The organism is Burkholderia torrens (assembly GCF_984668525.1).
This window is the reverse complement of the sequence record NZ_OZ480211.1, coordinates 383,685-401,318: the sequence shown is the minus strand read 5'-3', so window position 1 is coordinate 401,318 and position 17,634 is coordinate 383,685. Positions and strand designations below refer to the sequence as shown.

The 17,634-nt window shown below is 68.7% G+C and carries 18 protein-coding genes and 1 riboswitch; of the genes, 4 read left to right on the top strand and 14 right to left on the bottom strand.

What is annotated here, in order from left to right:
* Nucleotides 1-34 precede the first annotated feature (34 nt).
* The 12 genes from AC5LXX_RS01815 to AC5LXX_RS01760 form a co-directional block, all read right to left on the bottom strand.
* Complete coding sequence (locus tag AC5LXX_RS01815) at nucleotides 35-790, bottom strand: ABC transporter permease (RefSeq protein ID WP_124453419.1); 756 nt, start codon at nucleotides 788-790, stop codon at nucleotides 35-37.
* Nucleotides 787-1,713 carry an ABC transporter ATP-binding protein gene (locus AC5LXX_RS01810; RefSeq protein WP_493410305.1) on the bottom strand — a complete coding sequence of 309 codons (927 nt, stop codon included), beginning with the start codon at nucleotides 1,711-1,713 and terminating at the stop codon, nucleotides 787-789. Before AC5LXX_RS01810 ends, AC5LXX_RS01815 begins: the two co-directional genes overlap by 4 nt.
* A 192-nt stretch (nucleotides 1,714-1,905) precedes the next feature.
* Complete coding sequence (locus tag AC5LXX_RS01805; RefSeq protein WP_124453423.1) at nucleotides 1,906-2,181, bottom strand: STAS domain-containing protein; 276 nt, start codon at nucleotides 2,179-2,181, stop codon at nucleotides 1,906-1,908.
* Entirely contained in the window at nucleotides 2,178-2,807 is a 630-nt protein-coding gene (locus tag AC5LXX_RS01800; RefSeq protein WP_059522369.1) for an MlaC/ttg2D family ABC transporter substrate-binding protein, read from the bottom strand. The genes AC5LXX_RS01805 and AC5LXX_RS01800 overlap by 4 nt, the downstream gene beginning before the upstream one ends.
* Before the next feature lie 111 nt (nucleotides 2,808-2,918).
* On the bottom strand, nucleotides 2,919-3,896 hold the full coding sequence (locus tag AC5LXX_RS01795; protein ID WP_493411079.1) for an MlaA family lipoprotein: 978 nt from the start codon (nucleotides 3,894-3,896) through the stop codon (nucleotides 2,919-2,921).
* 31 nt (nucleotides 3,897-3,927) lie between these two features.
* Complete coding sequence (gene mlaD / locus AC5LXX_RS01790) at nucleotides 3,928-4,491, bottom strand: outer membrane lipid asymmetry maintenance protein MlaD (RefSeq protein WP_493410304.1); 564 nt, start codon at nucleotides 4,489-4,491, stop codon at nucleotides 3,928-3,930.
* A 24-nt stretch (nucleotides 4,492-4,515) separates the two neighbouring features.
* Entirely contained in the window at nucleotides 4,516-5,283 is a 768-nt protein-coding gene (mlaE, locus tag AC5LXX_RS01785) for a lipid asymmetry maintenance ABC transporter permease subunit MlaE (protein WP_011655796.1), read from the bottom strand.
* Nucleotides 5,280-6,101, bottom strand: coding sequence for an ABC transporter ATP-binding protein (locus tag AC5LXX_RS01780; RefSeq protein WP_124453428.1), 822 nt, complete (start codon nucleotides 6,099-6,101; stop codon nucleotides 5,280-5,282). Before AC5LXX_RS01780 ends, mlaE begins: the two co-directional genes overlap by 4 nt.
* Before the next feature lie 84 nt (nucleotides 6,102-6,185).
* On the bottom strand, nucleotides 6,186-7,310 hold the full coding sequence (gene thiE / locus AC5LXX_RS01775) for a thiamine phosphate synthase (protein ID WP_493410303.1): 1,125 nt from the start codon (nucleotides 7,308-7,310) through the stop codon (nucleotides 6,186-6,188).
* A complete protein-coding gene (locus AC5LXX_RS01770; protein WP_096504231.1) occupies nucleotides 7,307-8,122 on the bottom strand; it encodes a thiazole synthase in 816 nt (271 codons plus the stop codon). The genes thiE and AC5LXX_RS01770 overlap by 4 nt, the downstream gene beginning before the upstream one ends.
* A gap of 38 nt (nucleotides 8,123-8,160) precedes the next feature.
* Entirely contained in the window at nucleotides 8,161-8,358 is a 198-nt protein-coding gene (thiS, locus tag AC5LXX_RS01765) for a sulfur carrier protein ThiS (RefSeq protein ID WP_014898319.1), read from the bottom strand.
* Nucleotides 8,359-8,390: 32 nt separating this feature from the next.
* A complete protein-coding gene (locus AC5LXX_RS01760; RefSeq protein ID WP_493410302.1) occupies nucleotides 8,391-9,527 on the bottom strand; it encodes an FAD-dependent oxidoreductase in 1,137 nt (378 codons plus the stop codon).
* 225 nt (nucleotides 9,528-9,752) lie between these two features.
* Nucleotides 9,753-9,876, bottom strand: a riboswitch (TPP riboswitch).
* Between the two features lie 270 nt (nucleotides 9,877-10,146).
* Between AC5LXX_RS01760 and AC5LXX_RS01755 the strand changes: the two genes are divergently transcribed.
* The 4 genes from AC5LXX_RS01755 to AC5LXX_RS01740 all read left to right on the top strand — a co-directional run bounded on the left by AC5LXX_RS01755 (nucleotide 10,147) and on the right by AC5LXX_RS01740 (nucleotide 15,389).
* Nucleotides 10,147-11,916, top strand: a complete 1,770-nt coding sequence (locus AC5LXX_RS01755; protein ID WP_493410301.1) for an ABC transporter ATP-binding protein/permease — start codon at nucleotides 10,147-10,149, stop codon at nucleotides 11,914-11,916.
* Nucleotides 11,913-12,689, top strand: coding sequence for an SDR family NAD(P)-dependent oxidoreductase (locus AC5LXX_RS01750; protein WP_493410300.1), 777 nt, complete (start codon nucleotides 11,913-11,915; stop codon nucleotides 12,687-12,689). The genes AC5LXX_RS01755 and AC5LXX_RS01750 overlap by 4 nt, the downstream gene beginning before the upstream one ends.
* A 128-nt stretch (nucleotides 12,690-12,817) precedes the next feature.
* The gene (locus AC5LXX_RS01745) at nucleotides 12,818-14,080 is read left to right on the top strand and encodes an MFS transporter (protein WP_493410299.1); all 1,263 of its coding nucleotides are present in this window, start codon (nucleotides 12,818-12,820) and stop codon (nucleotides 14,078-14,080) included.
* Nucleotides 14,081-14,105: 25 nt separating this feature from the next.
* Nucleotides 14,106-15,389, top strand: a complete 1,284-nt coding sequence (locus AC5LXX_RS01740) for a D-amino acid dehydrogenase (protein WP_493410298.1) — start codon at nucleotides 14,106-14,108, stop codon at nucleotides 15,387-15,389.
* Here the strand turns inward: AC5LXX_RS01740 and thpR are convergent.
* On the bottom strand, nucleotides 15,377-15,952 hold the full coding sequence (gene thpR / locus AC5LXX_RS01735) for an RNA 2',3'-cyclic phosphodiesterase (protein WP_493410297.1): 576 nt from the start codon (nucleotides 15,950-15,952) through the stop codon (nucleotides 15,377-15,379). The two genes, AC5LXX_RS01740 and thpR, sit on opposite strands and share 13 nt — an antisense overlap.
* Nucleotides 15,949-17,451, bottom strand: a complete 1,503-nt coding sequence (locus tag AC5LXX_RS01730) for an alanine/glycine:cation symporter family protein (RefSeq protein WP_493410296.1) — start codon at nucleotides 17,449-17,451, stop codon at nucleotides 15,949-15,951. Before AC5LXX_RS01730 ends, thpR begins: the two co-directional genes overlap by 4 nt.
* Nucleotides 17,452-17,634: the final 183 nt, after the last annotated feature.

Sequence of the window (17,634 nt, the reverse complement as noted above, 5' to 3'; positions counted from 1 at the left end):
GCACCGCCCCTGGGGCGGCCGCAGCCTGTCGATATCAATGACGCAGTTTGTAGCCGGTCGCGAGCAGCCGCATCGCGATCAGCGCGAGCAGCACGAAGAAACCGGTGACGATCGCGAGGCTCGCGAGCGGGTTGATGTCGGACGCGCCGAAGAACCCGAAACGGAAGCCGTCGATCATGTAGAAAAACGGATTGAGACGCGAGATCTCGCGCCACACGGGCGGCAGCGAGTGCGTCGAATAGAACACGCCGGACAGGAACGTCAGCGGCATGATCAGGAAGTTCTGGAACGCGGCGAGCTGGTCGAACTTCTCGGCCCAGATCCCGGCGATCAGGCCGAGCGTACCGAGGATCGCCGAGCCGAGCAGCGCGAACGCAATGATGAACAGCGGCGCCGCGAAATGCATCGGGATAAACCAGATCGTCACGACGAACACGCCGGTGCCGACCGCGAGCCCGCGCACGACCGATGCGAATACGTACGCGCCGAAGATGTCGCGGTACGACAGCGGCGGCAGCAGCATGAACACGAGGTTGCCGGTGATCTTCGACTGGATCAGCGACGACGAGCTGTTCGCGAACGCGTTCTGCAGCACGCTCATCATCACGAGGCCCGGCACGAGAAAGCTCACGTACTCGACGCCCGGATACACCTCGACGCGGCCCGACAGCGCGTGGCCGAAGATCGTCAGGTAAAGCAGCGCCGTGACGATCGGTGCGAGCACCGTCTGGAACGACACCTTCCAGAAACGCAGCAGTTCCTTGTAGAACAGTGTTTGAAAACCGCTCATGCCAGTCCCTCGATCACCTCGGCTCCGTTCATCACCTGGACGAACACATCCTCGAGGTCGGCCTTGCGGACCTCGATCTCGTCGAACGTGCAGCCCGCCGCACGGCATTGCGCGAGGATGCGTTCGACATCGTCGTAGCTCGCGAGGCGCAGCAGGTGCTCGCCCGGCGCACGCGCGGCCGGGTCGGACTCCAGCCCGCGCAGCTCGGCCGGCAGCGCGCCCGTCGCGAAGCGCAGGTACAGCTGCAGCCCCGCGAAGCGGCGCAGCAGGGCGTCGGTGCGCTCGAGCGCGACCACTTCGCCGCGGCGCAGCATCGCAATGCGGTCGCACAGCGACTCGGCTTCCTCGAGGTAATGGGTGGTCAGCACGATCGTGTGGCCTTCGCGGTTCAGGCGCGAGATGAATTTCCACAGCGTCTGGCGCAATTCGACGTCGACGCCGGCGGTCGGCTCGTCGAGCACGATCACGGGCGGCCGGTGCACGAGCGCCTGCGCGACGAGCACGCGGCGCTTCATCCCGCCCGACAGCGCGCGCATGTTCGCGTCGGCCTTCTCGGTGAGATCGAGATTGGCCATCACTTCGTCGATCCAGTCGTCGTTGCGGCGCAGCCCGAAATAGCCGGACTGGATCCGCAGCGTCTCGCGCACGGTGAAGAACGGGTCAAAGACGAGTTCCTGCGGCACGACGCCGAGCGCACGGCGCGCACCACGGAAGTCCTTGACGACGTCGTGGCCGCGCACCGAGATACTGCCTTCGTCGGCCCGGGCGAGCCCGGCGAGGATACTGATGAGCGTGGTCTTGCCTGCGCCGTTGGGGCCGAGCAGACCAAAAAACTCGCCTTCCTCGACCGACAGGCTGACGCCCTTGAGCGCCTGAAGCGACTTGTAGCGCTTCTTGACGTGACGGATTTCTATGGCTGACATGACTGTGCGCGACGCCAGGGCCGCGACGCCTATTCTGTGCTTGCTGCGAATGAAAATGGGGGCCGGACGCCGATTGGCTGCCCCGCAAAACGCTTGATTATAGGGCAAACCGGCAGGTGGAGCCGGCGCCGGAGGCGCGCGGCCTGAAGCTTGCGCGCGCCGGCTGGCGCGGCAGGCTCCGGTCGGAGAGCGTCAATGTCGCCCGGTGCCGTCGATGAGCGCGTCGACGCCGTAGGCGCGCGCGAGGCTGGCGAGCTTCGGAGGGAGATTGAGGATGTCGAGGGTCGCGCCGCGCGACTTGGCGGCACGTTGCCATGCGAGCAGCACGGCGAGCGCGGACGAGTCGAACTGCGTCAGCGCCGCGCAATCGACGGCGGTGGCGCCGGCGCCGATGCGCGCAAGACCGTCCGCGAGCGCGGACTTCGCGCTCGCGACGGTCAGCGAGGAACCGGCTTCGAAGCCGCTCACGACGCTTGCTTGCCGGCGGCAAGCTGCTGGTTGCGCTGCGTCAGGAACTGGATCAGGCCGTCGACGCCGCTTTGCTGGATCTTCTCGTTGAACTGCTGCTGGTACGTCTGGATCAGCCACGCGCCGAGCACGTTCAGGTCATACACCTTCCAGCCGTTCGCCGTCTTGTACAGGCGGTAATCGATCTGGACCGGCTGGCCGTTGTTCATCGCGACCGTCTTGACCACGACATCGGTATCGGCCGGATCGGCGCGGAACGGCGGGTACTGGATCTGCTGGTCCGGCTTCAGCTGCGCCAGCGCGCCCGAGTACGTGCGGATCAGCAGCAGCTTGAACTGCTCCTGAACCTGCTGCTGCTGCTCGGCCGTCGCCGTGCGCCAGTTGCGGCCCATCGCGAGCTGCGTGGTGCGGCGGAAATCGGTGTACGGCAGGATGTCCTTGTTGACGATCGTGATGATGCGGTTGGTATCACCTTGCTTGATCGTCTGCTGCTTGACTTCGTCGAGCACCTGCTGCGTTGCAGTCTTGATCAGCGCCTGCGGGTTCGACTGGTCGACTTGCGCGTGAGCTGCGCTGCCGAACGAGAACAGCGCCGCGAAAACAGGGATCAGGAACAGTTTTTTCATCATAGTGACCTGCATGAATGAGTCGATGCAAAGGTTGGAGCAGGTAGCTTACGCGCAAGTTCGCATACGCTACCGACTGAATCGTTTCCGGCTGTAACGAATGTAAATCCGTCAGTGCAGCCGGATGCTCGGGAAGCGGAACCCGCCCGGCGACGGCGGCGCCACCTGCATGGCCGGCACGTTCGTTTCGCTGGCCGGATTCGGCGATTCGACCGTGCCCGAGGCCGGTGCCGCAACCGCCGCGCCCGATGCGCCTGCCGGCGCCGGCGCGGGCGCCGTGGCCCCGCCCACCGCTGCGGCACCCGCCGCACCGGCCGCGCCGGCTGCCGCCGGTGCCGCGCCGTCTTCCGGCAGGTCGTACTTCGGCAGCGCGTCGTTGCTCGACGTCGCGGCCGCTTCGCCGCGCGCGTTGCTGATCAGCATCTGGCGGCGCTGCAGGTACGCGTTGCGCACGAACGAATATTTGTCGAGCGCCGCGGCATCGAGCACGTCGCCGGCGCCGAGCAGGTTCGAACGCGTGTTGACGAGGTTGACGCCGAACAGGCCCCAGCTCAGGCCATCCGGCTTCACGTAGGTCAGCGGGTTGCCGACGTAGTCGACGCCGAGGCCGGCCGTGTCGCGCAGCGTGCTCGGGCCGAGCAGCGGCAGCACGAGATACGGGCCCGACGGCATGCCGTAGCGGCCCATCGTGATCCCGAAGTCGGCCGTGTGCTTCGGCAGCTTCGCGATCGTCGCGACGTCGAACAGGCCGCCGACGCCGAACACCGTGTTGATCACGACACGCATGATGTCGCCGACACCGTCCGCGATCCGCAGCTGCACGATGTTGTTCGCCGCGATGTAGACGTCGCCGATGTTCGAGAAGAAGTTCGTCACGCTGTCGCGCACCGGCTGCGGCACCACGTACTGGTAGCCCTTCGCGACCGGCTTCAGCGCGTACGTGTCGACCGTGTCGTTGAACTTGTACATCGTCCGGTTGAAGCCTTCGAGCGGATCGCCCTTGGTCGGCGTCTGCACGGTCGCGCAGCCGCTCAACGCGGCGACTGCCGCCAGCGCCAGCGCGGCGTGCCTGATGCGGATCGTGTGCATGGTCATTACCCTCTTGTTTTCTCTCGTGTGGTTATTGGGCTGCCGAGCCGGACACCGCCGACGCCGGCACCGCCACCGGTGCAGGCGCGGCCGGCGCAGCGGCCGATGCGCCGGATGCCGGCTTCGCACCGCCCGCATCGGCGGCCTTGCTGTACAGGAACTGGCCGATCAGGTTCTCGAGCACGATCGCCGACTGCGTCATCGTGATCGTATCGCCGGCCTTCAGCATTTCGGTATCGCCGCCCGGCTCGAGGCCGATATATTGCTCGCCGAGCAGGCCCGACGTCAGGATCTTCGCCGACGAATCCTTCGGGAACGGGTACTGGCCGTCGACGTCGATCGTGACCAGCGCCTGGTACGTGTTCGTGTCGAACCCGATCGACTTCACGCGGCCGACCACGACGCCCGCGCTCTTCACGGCCGCGCGCGGCTTCAACCCGCCGATATTGTCGAATTTCATCCTCACTGCGTAGGTCGGCTGAAACGACAGCGAGCTCATGTTACCGACCTTGAGCGCCAGGAACAGCACCGCAAGGAAGCCCACCACCACGAACAGGCCGACCCAGAAGTCGAGAGCAGTCTTTTTCATCGTCATCCCAAAATTTGGCTTGGCTGAGGCTTAGCTGAACATCAGCGCGGTCAGCAGGAAATCGAGGCCGAGTACGGCGAGCGACGCGAACACGACCGTCTTGGTGGTCGCGCGCGACACGCCTTCGGGCGTGGGCTTCGCTTCATACCCTTGAAACAGTGCAATGAAAGTCACGGCGAACCCGAACACAATGCTCTTGATCACGCCGTTGCCGACGTCGGCCCAGACCTGGACCCCGCCCTGCATCTGCGACCAGAACGCGCCCGGATCGACACCGATCAGCACGACGCCGACGAAGTAGCCGCCGAGCACGCCGACCGCGTTGAAGATCGCGGCGAGCAGCGGCATCGCGATGATGCCGGCCCAAAGGCGCGGCGCGATCACCGTCTTGATCGGGTCGACCGCCATCATTTCGAGCGCGGTGAGCTGTTCGCCGGCTTTCATCAGGCCGATCTCGGCCGTGAGCGACGTGCCCGCGCGCCCCGCGAACAGCAGCGCGGTGACGACCGGCCCGAGCTCGCGCACAAGCGACAGCGCGACCAGCAGGCCGAGCGCCTGCTCGGAACCGTAGCGGTTCAGCGTGTAATACCCCTGCAGGCCGAGCACGAAGCCGACGAACAGCCCCGACACGGCAATGATCACGAACGAATAGTTGCCGAGGAAGTGGATCTGCTTCGTGACCAGCCGCGGCCGGCGCAGCAACGGGAAGAATTCCAGCACGAGGCGCACGAACAGCCGCGTGCCGTAGCCCGCGCGCTCGAGGCCGCCGATGACGTAACGTCCGATCGCGCTGATCATGCGCGCCCTCCACCGAGCCCGAAATCCGCTGCGAGCGGCGGGCTCGTGTAATGAAATTTGAACGGGCCGTCCGGCGCACCGTCGATGAACTGCCGCACGCTCGGATCAGTCGACGCGCGCAGCTCGTCGGGCGTGCCCTGGGCAAGCACGCCGCCGTTGGCCAGGAAATACACGTAGTCGGCGATCGCGAACGATTCCGGCACGTCGTGCGTGACGAGGATCGACGTCGCGCCGAGCGCCTGGTTCAGCGTGCGGATCAGGTTCGCGGTGATGCCGAGCGAGATCGGGTCGAGGCCCGCGAACGGCTCGTCGTACATGATGAGCTGCGGATCGAGCGCGATCGCGCGCGCCAGCGCGATGCGGCGCGCCATCCCGCCCGACACCTCGGACGGCATCAGGTCGCGCGCGCCGCGCAGGCCGACCGCGTTGAGCTTCATCAGCACGAGGTCGCGGATCAGGTCTTCGGGCAGGTCGGTATGCTCGCGCAGCGCGAACGCGACGTTCTCGAACACCGACATGTCGGTAAACAACGCGCCGAACTGGAACAGCATGCCCATCTTGCGGCGCAGCGCGTACAGGCCGTCGCGCGTTTGCGCGCCGACGTCGGCGCCGTCGAACAGCACCTGGCCGCGGCGCGCACGCACGAGGCCGCCGACCAGGCGCAGCACGGTGGTCTTGCCGCAACCCGAGCCGCCCATGACCGCGACGACCTGCCCGCGCCCGAAGCGCAGGTTCAGGTTGGACAGGACGAGGCGGTCGCCGTAGCCGAAGTCGACGTCGCGAAGTTCCAGCAGGGTCTCGGTAGGAGTGGGGCTCACGGAGCTGACAGTCCTTTTACGCAGAACGCCGAATTATAGGGCCTGCATTGGAATGATGTCGTGACGCCGTTCCGGGCCCTGCGGTCAATGATTGTCAAATTGTCCGGGAAAGCACTGCTGCAGCGCAATAAGCGCCGTCCGATAATCGGCTGCGCCCGTCACCGCGCTGACCACCGCGACGCTGCCGACGCCCGTCGCCAGCACGGCCGGCAGCGTGTCGAGCCCCACTCCGCCGATCGCGACGAGCGGCGCCCGCGCGCTGGCGAAGCGCGCGTAGCGGGCGATCCGCGCGAGGCCCTGCGGCGGCGCGGCGACGGCCTTGGTGGCGGTCGCGTAGACGGGACCGAGCGCGAGGTAGCTCGGACGCTCGTGCAGCGCCCGCAACATCTCGTAATAACCATGGCTCGAAAGTCCGAGCCGCAGGCCCGCGCGCGCGATCGCGGCCAGATCGGCCGTTTCGAGGTCTTCCTGCCCCAGATGAACGCCGTACGCGCCCTCTTCTGCAGCGATCTGCCAGTGATCGTTGATGAACACACGCGCATCGGGATAGCGGCGCCCCGCCGCGACCGCGCGCGCGATTTCGCGCCGCAGCGTGTCAGGCGTCGCGCCTTTCACGCGCAGCTGCACGGTCCGCGCGCCGCCGTCGAGCACGCGCTCGACCCATTCGGCGCTAGGCACGACCGGATAAAGGCCGAGCTGCGCGGGGCACGGCGCGAATGCCGGCTCCGGCGCAGGCGGCAGCCCGGCGACCCGCGGGAACCGCGCGGCATCGACCGGCCACGCATCGGCGGCGCGCGTCTCGTCGCCGTCGCGCCACGCCAGCGCGAGCACCAGCGCGTCGACCGGCGCGAAGCCGCAATCGAGGAATGCGGCGAGGGCCGCGATCCAGTCGTCCGCGAGCGGATGCGCGGCTTCGAGCGCGTAGCGCGCGCCTGCCGCATGCAGCACCGCACCCTGCTCGTCGAATTCGATCGCAACCGCGTCCGGCGAGGCCGGCCGCGACGCGGCCGACGCGCGCGCCCGCACGGTGCGGTCGCCGGCCGACACGATCAAGACGTCGCCGTCCGACGGCACCTCGGGTGCCGCCACGCAGAGCCGCCACGGCGCCGCGCCGTCCGGCCAGTCGCCAAGGCGGGCGCGGATCCGTTCGGCCGCTTCGGCCAGCTCGTCGGCCGGCGGCCAGAATGCATCGGCGAAGCGCGCGCTCATGCGCCGCCCCCGTCCTGGTGCCAGAACGGCATCCCGACCACCGGCGTGCTCGCATGCGCAGTTTCGCGCGCGTCCATCGGCCCGGCCAGATACGCGGCACGGCCGGCTTCGACGCCCTGTGCGAACGCGCGCGCCATGATTTCCGGGTGCGTGGCCTGCGACACGGCCGTGTTCAGCAGCACGCCGTCGAAGCCCCACTCCATCACCTGGCACGCGTGCGACGGCACGCCGAGCCCTGCGTCGACGATCAGCGGCACGTCGGGCAACCGCTCGCGCAGCACGCGCAGGCCGTACGGGTTCACGACACCCTTGCCCGTGCCGATCGGCGCGCCCCACGGCATCAGCGCCTCGCAGCCGACGTCGAGCAGGCGCCGGCCGATCACGAGATCCTCGGTGCAGTAAGGCAGCACCTTGAAGCCGTCCTTGACCAGTTGCGCGGCGGCCTCGATCAGCCCGACCGGATCCGGCTGCAGCGTGTAGTCGTCACCGATCAGCTCGAGCTTGATCCAGTCGGTATCGAATACCTCGCGCGCCATGTGCGCGGTCGTCACGGCCTCGGCGACGGTCTGGCAGCCGGCCGTGTTCGGCAGCAGCGGCACCGCGTGGCGCTTGAGCAGATCGAAGAAGCCGGCTTCGGCCGTGCCGCCCGTCATCTGGCGGCGCAGCGCGACCGTCACCATCCCGGGACGCGACGCGGCGATCGAATCGGACAGCGACTGCAGCGACGGATAGCGCGACGTGCCGAGCAGCACGCGGCTTGCGAAAGTTTCGCCGTACAGCGTCAGCGCGTCGGCGGAGGTGTGGGACGTCATGTCGTTTTCCTGGAAGAGCGGGGGCGAACCGGCGGCGCTCAGCCGCCCGCGACGGGGTGCACGACGTCGAGCTTGTCGCCCGTCGCGAGCGCGCGCGCCGCATGCTGCGTGCGCGCGACGAAATTGCCGTTCAGCGCGACCGCGTACGGCGGACGCGCGCCGTACGCGGCGAGCGCGTCGGCCACCGTCGCGCCGTCGGGCAGCGTCAGGGTCTGTTGGTTGATCTGGATATCCATGAGGCTCGGTCGGATTCGGTCGGCGGCACGCGTCACGCCGGCTGGCGCGCGTCGCTGCGGTGATGAAGGAGCGCCGGCCAGCGCGCGGCGTCGCGCCATGCGGCAAACGCGTCGGCATCGCCGAACGCGCCGCCGAGCACGGCTTGCGCGCACGCGACGGCCGCGTGCGCGACTTCCGGCGCGATCATGAAGCCGTGCCGGTACAGGCCGTTGACGGCGAGCGTCGATGCGCCGTCCCAGATCACCGCCGGGCGGTGATCGGGCAGCGTCGGCCGGCACTGCGCATTGAGTTCGAGGATGCGCGCCTCGCCGAACGCCGGGTGCACGGAGAACGCCGCGCTCAGCAGTTCGAGCGCGGAGCGCACGCTGACGGGCGACATGTCCTCGCCCTCCACCTCGGTCGCGCCGATCACATAGAGATCGCCCTGCTTCGGCGCGATGTACAGCGGGTACCGCGGATGCAGCAGCCGCACGGGCCGCGTCAGCCCGATGCCGGGCGCGTGCACGCGCGCGACTTCGCCGCGGATGCCGCGCAGGGCGGGCAGCGCGGATTTCGCGCCGAGCCCGCGGCAATCGATCGTGAAATGCGCGGCGGGCAGGTTCGCGTCGTCGATCGCGACGTGCCAGTGCAGGTCGACGCCGCGTTCGGCCAGGCCCGCCGCCAGCGCGCGCAGCGCCTGGCGATTGTCGAGCTGGCCTTCGCGCGGCAGCAGCAGGCCGCGGGCGAAACGGCCCGCGAGCGTCGGCTCGGCCGCATCGACCTGCGCGCCGGCGAGCGTCACGAAGCCGCCGTCGAGCAGGTCGGCTGGCGCGTTCGCACGCACGCGCCGCTCGAACAGCGGCGCCTCCGCGCGATCCGCGTGGTGCCAGACGACGAGTGTGCCGCGATGCTGGAAGAAGACGGGTTCGGGCAGTTCCGCGAGCCATTGCGGCCAGCGTTCGAGCGACGCGGCGCCGAGCTCGGTGATCAGCCGCTCGGCGCTCGCCGCTTCCGCGAGCGGCGCGAGCATCGCGGCCGCGATCCACGCGGCCGACTGCTCGCCGTCCGGGCCGCCGCGCTCGTACAGCGCGACGCGATGCCCGTCGCCCGCAAGCCGCCACGCGATCAGGCGGCCGACGAGCCCGCCGCCGAGCACCGCGAAATCGGGCCGTGCATCCTGGACGTTCATCGCGCGCCCTCCGTGCGAACGCGCACGACGAACGGCGACGCACGCGCACCGGCACGTGCGAATGCACGCGACATCGGGCCGGGAATCAAGCAAAAGACTGAAGATTGTGCGGTCATCATTCCTTCCGTAACGCGCAATGCGCGTACCCAAAAGGACGAAACCGGCAGCAAAGGCCGGCCGGGCGGGACTCGGGCGCTGACCATGTGGGATGGCGGCCAGCGCGGCCCGGCGGGATCAGAAACTTCCCTCGCCGGTATTACCCGGATCGGGTGCAAAGGGTTTTTCTCAGCCTCGCCGCGCCGCCCGGAACATCTGCCGGCCGCGCCACGAAGCACCCCTGTTTCGTCGTCGGCCATTAGACCATAAAAGCGGAAAGTGCCGCAAACTGTCCCCCGTGGGGCAAATTCGCCGTCGGCCCGCGCCGCTCTGGCACAATGCCCGCAGGCCGGCCGCGCGAGCGGCCGGTTGCCGCGTCACCGCCGGCCCTTAAGCGCCGTTTAAGACGCGCGGGCGACCATCGCTGCGCCCGCCGTCAGTCGGCGCCGCGTCCCGGCATGCCGTATCGCGGCGCGCGCCCGGCTTCGCCCGGCCCGCGCGCCGGCTACTCATCAGGAAGCACATGACCCAATCGATCGATCCCGTCCGCTCCGCCTCCGACGCGCCGCAGGACGAGCGCCCGGTATCCGCATGGAGCCTCATCAAGCCCTACTGGGTATCGTCCGAATGGAAAATCGCGTGGGGCCTGCTGGTCACGATCATCGCGATCAACCTCTGCGTGGTCTGGATCAACGTCCGGCTGAACAAGTGGAACGCGGAGTTCTACAACGCGCTGCAGTCGAAGGACGTCCACGACTTCCCGAACCTGCTGATGCAGTTCTCCGCGCTCGCGTTCGGCTTCATCATCCTCGCCGTGTACGGCCGCTACCTGCGGCAGATGCTCGGCTTCCGCTGGCGCCAGTGGCTCACCGACCGCTTCCTCGGCCAGTGGCTCGGCGATCGCGCGTTCTACCGGATCGAGCGTGACCGCCTCGCGGACAACCCTGACCAGCGGATCACCGACGACCTCCAGTCGTTCGCGACCACGACGCTCGCGCTGTCGCTCGACCTGCTGTCGACGGTCGTCACGCTCGTGTCGTTCATCACGATCCTGTGGTCGCTCGCCGGCGCGCTGACGTTCACGCTCGGCGCGACGCCAATCGCGATTCCCGGCTACATGGTGTGGGCGGCCGCGCTGTATGCGGTGATCGGCTCGCTGATCATCCAGAAGGTCGGCCATCCGCTCGTGTCGATCAACTACCAGCAGCAGCGCGTCGAGGCCGATTTCCGCTTCGGGCTGATCCGCGTGCGCGAGAACGCCGAGCAGATCGCGTTCTACGACGGCGAGAAGACCGAGACCGGCAACGCGCAGACCCTCTTCATGCGCATCCGCGACAACTGGTGGCGCGTGATGAAGTACACGAAGCGGCTCACGTTCGTGCTGAGCTTCTACGGGCAGATCGCGATCATCTTCCCGCTCGTGGTCGCCGCGCCGCGCTATTTCGCGGGTGCGTTCTCGTTCGGCGTGCTGATGCAGATCTCGTCCGCGTTCGGCACCGTCAGCGATTCGTTCTCGTGGTTCATCAACAGCTACTCGACCCTCGTCGAATGGCGCGCCACCGTCAACCGTCTGCGCGAATTCAAGCGCGTGATGGGCACGTCGCACCTGAAGGAAAGCCTGTCGCCCGCGACCGAGCACGGCGGCATCAACCTGCACTACATCGACGGCGCGAAGCTGTCGACGTCGTCGCTCAAACTCGCGCTGCCGAACGGCAACGTGCTCGCGAACATCGGCAACCTCACGATCGAGCCTGGTTCGCGCTGGCTCGTGATCGGCAAGTCGGGCTCCGGCAAGAGCACGTTCATGCGCGCGCTCGCGGGCCTGTGGCCGTTCGGCGACGGCGCGATCGACGCGCCGGTCGGCGCGCGGATGATGTTCGTGCCGCAGACGAGCTATTTGCCGATCGGCACGCTGAAGGCCGCGCTCACCTATCCGGCGACGCCCGACACGTTCAGCGACGAAGCCTGCCGCGACGCGCTGCGCGCGTGCCGCCTCGAGGATTACGTCGAGCGCCTCGACGAGACCGCGCACTGGACGCGCGTGCTGTCGCCGGGCGAGCAGCAGCGCCTTGCCGGCGCCCGCGTGCTGCTGCACAAGCCCGACTTCCTGTTCCTCGACGAAGCCACCAGCGCGCTCGACGCCGACAACGAGGCACGCCTCTATCACCTGTTCGCCGAACGGCTGCCGAAGGCCGCGATCGTCAGCATCGCGCACCGCGAGTCGCTGGCCGCGTTCCACGTCGGCACGATCAACGTCGAACGCGTGAACGCCGGCGACAAGGTCGCCGCGTGAGCGCACGCGCCGCGCACCTCGAACGCATCGCGCTGATCACCGGCGCAGGCTCGGGGATCGGCGCGGCGCTCGCCCGTCGGCTCGCGGCGCCCGGTATCGCGCTGGCGCTGCATGCGCGCGGCGCGGACGATTCGGCGCGGGCCCGGCTCGCCGAAGTCGCCCGTGCGTGCACGGCGGCAAGCGCCGAGTGCATCACGCTGACCGGCGATCTCGGCGAACCGGGTGTCGCCGCCGCGCTGGTCGATAGCACCGCGACCCGCTTCGGCGGGCTCGACCAGCTCGTCGCGAACGCCGGCTTCGCCGCGCGGCAATCCTTTTCCGATCTTTCCGCCGACGCACTCGCGTCCGCCTTCGCGGCGATGCCCGGCGCGTTCTCCGCGCTCGCGGGCCGCGCGCGGCCGCTGCTCGAAGCGTCGGCCGCCCCGCGCATCGTCGCGGTCAGTTCGTTCGTCGCGCACCGCTATCGCGCCGCTGCGCCATTCGCGGCGACCGCCGCCGCGAAGGCCGCGCTCGAATCGCTCGTGCGCACCGCGGCCGCCGAATTCGCCGCGCACCGCATCACCGTGAACGCGGTCGCGCCGGGCTTCACGCGCAAGGACCATGGACCGAGCGTCGGCAACGCCGCCGCGTGGGCGCAGGCCGAACAGGCGACGCCGCTCGGCCGGATCGCCGAACCCGACGACGTCGCCGCGCTGATCGCGTTCCTGCTGTCCGATGCGGCGCGGCAGATCACCGGCCAGGTCGTCCACGTCGACGGCGGCCTGACGCTCTGACGCGTCTTTCCCTCTTCCTGCCTGCCCGCGCGAACCTGCATCCGCCTTTTTGGCGCGCGGGATCGCGCCCGTAAAATAATCGCCACGCGGCAGCGCGAGACGAGACAAGACGAGAGGGGGCGGCAAGCATGCAGGCATTCCAGTGGTTCAACGAATTGTCGACGCGCGAGCGCCGGACGCTGTACGCCGGCTTCGGCGGCTACGCGGTCGATGCGTTCGACTTCATGATCTATTCGTTCCTGATTCCGACGCTGATCGCCTCGTGGGGCATGTCGAAGAGCGAGGCCGGGATGATCGCGACGAGTTCGCTGATCTCGTCGGCGATCGGCGGCTGGGTCGCCGGCATCCTCGCCGACCGCTACGGCCGCGTGCGCGTATTGCAGTGGACGATCGCGACGTTCGCGCTGTTCACGTGCCTGTCCGGTTTCACGCATTCGTTCTGGCAGTTGCTCGCCACGCGCACGCTGCAGGGTTTCGGCTTCGGCGGCGAATGGTCGGTCGTGACGATCATGATGGCCGAGACGATCCGCTCGCCCGAGCATCGCGCGAAGGCCGTCGGCACCGTGCAGAGCAGCTGGTCGTTCGGCTGGGGCGCGGCCGCGATCCTCTACTGGGCGTTCTTCGCGCTGCTGCCCGAGCAGGTCGCGTGGCGCGCGTGCTTCTGGATCGGCATCGTGCCCGCGCTGTGGATCCTGTACATCCGCCGCAACGTCAGCGATCCCGACATCTACACGGCCACGCGCCGCGCCCGCAACGAAGGCCGCGTGTCGGGCCACTTCCTCGAGATCTTCTCGCCGCCGCACCTGCGCGCGACGCTGTTCGGCAGCGCGCTGTGCACCGGCATGCTCGGCGGCTACTACGCGATCACGACGTGGCTGCCCACCTACCTGAAAACCGTCCGCCACCTGTCGGTATTCAACACGAGCGGCTATCTGGTCGTGCTGATCGTCGGCTCGTTCGTCGGCTACGTGGTCGGCGCGATCCTGTCCGACCGGCTCGGCCGCCGCGCGTCGTTCATCCTGTTCGCGATCGGCTCGTTCTCGCTCGGCATGGCATACACGATGCTGCCGATCACCGATACCGCGATGCTGCTGCTCGGCTTCCCGCTCGGCATCGTCGTGCAGGGGATCTTCGCCGGCGTCGGCGCATACCTGTCGGAGCTGTACCCGGGCGCGATCCGCGGCTCGGGCCAGGGCTTCTGCTACAACCTCGGCCGCGGGCTCGGCTCGTTCTTCCCGATCCTCGTCGGCTCGCTGTCGCAGACGATGTCGCTCGTGAAAGCGATCGGCCTCGTCGCGGGCGGCGGCTACCTGCTCGTGATCGTCGCCGCGCTCGTGCTGCCCGAAACGCGCGGCAAGTCGCTCGTCGACGATCCGGCCGTCGCATCGTGAGCGGCCGCTTCACTCCGGAAATCGCATGCACGTGATCGTCCTCGGCGCCGGCGTGATCGGCGTCACCACCGCCTGGCACCTGCGCGAAGCAGGCTGCGACGTCACCGTGATCGAACGCGAGGCCGATGTCGCGCAGGCGACGAGCCTCGGCAACGCGGGCGTGATCGCGCCCGGCTACGTGACGCCGTGGGCCGCGCCCGGCATGCCCGGCAAGATCCTCAAGTACCTGTTCAAGCCCGCGTCGCCGCTGATCTTCCGGCCAACGCCCGATCCCGCGCAGTGGCGCTGGATCGCGCGCTGGCTGCGCGAATGCGAATTCGAGCGGTTCCGCGTGAACAAGCAGCGGATGCAGCGCATCGCGTATTACAGCCGCGCGTGCCTGCATGCGTTTCGCGAGCGTCATCCGTTCGACTATGGCGCGAGCCGCGGCTACCTGCAGCTGCTGCGCGGCGCATTCGACGTCGAGATGGTGCAGCCCGCGCTGAAGGTGCTGCGCGACGCCGGCATCGCGTTTCGTGAACTCGACGCGGCCGGCTGCACGGCGATCGAACCGGGCCTGCGCTGGGCGCGGCAGGCGCCGGTCGGCGGCATCTACCTGCCCGACGACGAAGCCGGCGACTGCGCCCGCTTCACGCGCGAGCTGCGGGCGCTATGCGAAGCGCACGGCGTGACGTTCCGCTTTCGCACCGAAATCCGCACGCTCGATGTCGCGGGCGGCAAGGTGCGCGGCGTGCGGGTCGATTCGCGCGAAGCCGGCGATGCCACGCAACGCGATGTGCTGCTCGCCGCCGATGCGATCGTCGTCGCGCTCGGCGTCGACAGCGCCGGCCTGCTGCGGCCGTACGGGATCGACGTGCCGCTGTATCCGGTGAAGGGCTACTCGGCGACGCTCGCGGTCGTCGACGACGAAAAAGCGCCGCGCGCCGCGCTGATGGACGAATCGCTGAAGACGGCGATCACGCGCTTCGGCCCGACGCTGCGCGTCGCGGGTACCGCGGAGCTCGGCAACCGGCACGCGGCGCTGCGTCGGCAGGCGCTCGATACGCTGATGAAGGTGCTCGACGACTGGTTCCCGCACGCGGCCGATCGCACATCGGCGCGCTTCTGGGTCGGCCGACGGCCGATGACGCCCGACGGGCCGCCTTTGCTCGGCGCGAGCGGGATCGACGGGCTCTGGCTCAACGTCGGCCACGGCTCGACGGGCTGGGCGATGTCGATGGGTTCGGGAAAGGTGGTCGCGGATCTCGTCACGGGGCACGAACCGGAAATCGACCTGTCGGGCCTGACGCTCGCGCGTTACGGCCGGTAGGCGCCGGCGCTGCCGTCCGCGTGTGCGATCGGCGCCGACACGATCGGCTGATGCGACACGCCCTCCTGCGACAGCCGGCTTTCGAACAGCGTCAGCACTTCGATGCGCAGCATGACCTGCCGCCCCGGCGCGCCGCCGTGCGCGGGCTGGCCGACCGCGTCGTGCGGCAGCCGCGCGAGCGTCACGTGCGGCCGGAACGGCCGCCGGTCGGCCGGCACACCCAGTTCGCGCAGCAGCGCCGACAACCCGGCATTCAGCGCGACGCACGCGGGGTCGGCCGCCAGTTCCGCGACGATCAGCCTCGCACGCGGCAGGCTCGGCCACCACGCGATCCGCTCGACCGGCAGCAACGGCAGCGCATGCGCGGCCGCGAGCGCGGGCAGGTGCGCGGCCAGCGCGTCGCACCGCTCGCGTTCGATCGCCCCGATGAACGCGAGCGTCATGTGCAGTTGCGCGGGCAGCGTGCGCCGCGCGCCACGGGTGACCGGCAACGCGTGCAGCGCGTCGCGCGACGCCGCATCGGGCATCAGCGCGACGAACGCACGGAGCCGGTCGCCGTTCATGACTCGCGCACCGCGCCGCGCGGCGCGCCGGCGGCGTCGGCAGAAGCCGTAGCCATAGCCGGACGCCGCGGCAGCGGCCCGTGTTCGCCCCACACGTCGGCCGGCAGCACGCGCGCGAGTGCGGGGATCGTGTTGCGCGTGAACACCGGATCGGCGACGCCAGCCGCGCGCTGGCGGCGATAGTCGGCCCATGCGGCATGCGCATGCTTGCCGAGCGCGAGGATCGCGATCAGGTTGATGATCGCCATCAGCCCCATGCTCGTATCGGCCATCGCCCACACGAGCGGCAATTGCCCGACGCTGCCGAACATCACCATCGCGAGCACCGCGATGCGGAACAGCGGCAGCACGCCGCGCCGCTTCGTGATGAATTCGACGTTGCCTTCCGCATACGCGTAGTTGCCGATCACCGACGAGAACGCGAGGAAGAAGATCGCGACGGCCATGTAGATGCCGCCCCAGTCGCCGACGTGGCTCGAGATCGCGCGCTGCGTGAGCGCCGCGCCTTCCATCCCGGTGCCGAGTTCGTACTGGCCCGACAGCAGGATCACGAACGCGGTCGCGCTGCAGATCACGATCGTGTCGACGAACACGCCGAGCATCTGGATCAGCCCTTGCGTGACCGGATGCCGCGTACTCGCGGTCGCGGCCGCGTTCGGTGCGCTGCCCATCCCTGCTTCGTTCGAGAACAGCCCGCGCTTCACGCCGATCGCGATCGCCTGGCTGACCGCATAGCCGGTCAGGCCGCCGGCCGCCTGCTCGACGCCGAACGCGCTCTTCACGATCAGCGCGATCACGCCCGGCACCAGCGCGATGTGCGTCGCGACCGCGTAGACCGCGAGCGCGAGGTAGCCGATCGCCATCAGCGGCACGATCACCTGCGCGACCGCCGCGATGCGGCGGATGCCGCCGAAGATGATCGGGGCGGACAGCAGCACGAGGCCGAGGCCGACCGTCTCGCGGCGCCAGCCGAACGACGTATGGAACGCGTCGGCGATCGCGTTGGCCTGCACCGCGTTGAACACGAAGCCGAACGCGAGGATCAGCGACAGCGAGAACAGCACGCCGAAGCCGCGCGAGCGCAGACCCGTCTGGATGTAGTACGCAGGGCCGCCGCGATAGCTGCCGTCCGGGTGCGACACCTTGAAGATCTGCGCGAGCGTCGCCTCGACGAACGCGGACGACATCCCGACGAGCGCGGTCATCCACATCCAGAAGATCGCGCCCGGCCCGCCAACCGTCAGCGCGACCGCGACGCCGGCGATGTTGCCGGTGCCGACGCGGCTCGCGAGCCCGGTCGCGAATGCCTGGAACGATGAAATGCTGCCCGGTTCGCCCTTGCTGCCGACCAGCTTCATGCTGAGGAACAGCGCCTTCAACTGGATCATGCGGAACCGCAACGTGAACCACGCCCCCGCGCCGAGCAGCAGCGCGATCAGCACGTAGTTCCACAGCACGCCGTTGACGGCTTCGATCAGCCCTTGCACGAATGCTTCCATCCAGAGTCCTTGTAAATAGCGTCAGTCATGTACGGCGACCGCGAACGCGGCCCGAGGGGCGACATGATATGACAGTTTTCAAGGATTATTACAAAATGAAAGAAAACGGGATGGCGAGAAATCGCGGCCGGATGTCATCAGGTTAGACGACGCTTCGCGAAAATGCGGGAGGCCGGCGCGGCA

Bases quoted from the DNA above. Each gene is read 5' to 3' on its own strand.
- AC5LXX_RS01815 (WP_124453419.1), bottom strand. From the start codon at position 790: ATGAGCGGTTTTCAAACACTGTTCTACAAGGAACTGCTGCGTTTCTGG.
- AC5LXX_RS01810 (WP_493410305.1), bottom strand. From the start codon at position 1,713: ATGTCAGCCATAGAAATCCGTCACGTCAAGAAGCGCTACAAGTCGCTT.
- AC5LXX_RS01800 (WP_059522369.1), bottom strand. From the start codon at position 2,807: ATGAAAAAACTGTTCCTGATCCCTGTTTTCGCGGCGCTGTTCTCGTTC.
- AC5LXX_RS01795 (WP_493411079.1), bottom strand. From the start codon at position 3,896: ATGCACACGATCCGCATCAGGCACGCCGCGCTGGCGCTGGCGGCAGTC.
- mlaD (WP_493410304.1), bottom strand. From the start codon at position 4,491: ATGACGATGAAAAAGACTGCTCTCGACTTCTGGGTCGGCCTGTTCGTG.
- mlaE (WP_011655796.1), bottom strand. From the start codon at position 5,283: ATGATCAGCGCGATCGGACGTTACGTCATCGGCGGCCTCGAGCGCGCG.
- thiE (WP_493410303.1), bottom strand. From the start codon at position 7,310: ATGAGCGCGCGCTTCGCCGATGCATTCTGGCCGCCGGCCGACGAGCTG.
- AC5LXX_RS01770 (WP_096504231.1), bottom strand. From the start codon at position 8,122: ATGACGTCCCACACCTCCGCCGACGCGCTGACGCTGTACGGCGAAACT.
- thiS (WP_014898319.1), bottom strand. From the start codon at position 8,358: ATGGATATCCAGATCAACCAACAGACCCTGACGCTGCCCGACGGCGCG.
- AC5LXX_RS01760 (WP_493410302.1), bottom strand. From the start codon at position 9,527: ATGAACGTCCAGGATGCACGGCCCGATTTCGCGGTGCTCGGCGGCGGG.
- AC5LXX_RS01755 (WP_493410301.1), top strand. From the start codon at position 10,147: ATGACCCAATCGATCGATCCCGTCCGCTCCGCCTCCGACGCGCCGCAG.
- AC5LXX_RS01745 (WP_493410299.1), top strand. From the start codon at position 12,818: ATGCAGGCATTCCAGTGGTTCAACGAATTGTCGACGCGCGAGCGCCGG.
- AC5LXX_RS01740 (WP_493410298.1), top strand. From the start codon at position 14,106: ATGCACGTGATCGTCCTCGGCGCCGGCGTGATCGGCGTCACCACCGCC.
- thpR (WP_493410297.1), bottom strand. From the start codon at position 15,952: ATGAACGGCGACCGGCTCCGTGCGTTCGTCGCGCTGATGCCCGATGCG.
- AC5LXX_RS01730 (WP_493410296.1), bottom strand. From the start codon at position 17,451: ATGGAAGCATTCGTGCAAGGGCTGATCGAAGCCGTCAACGGCGTGCTG.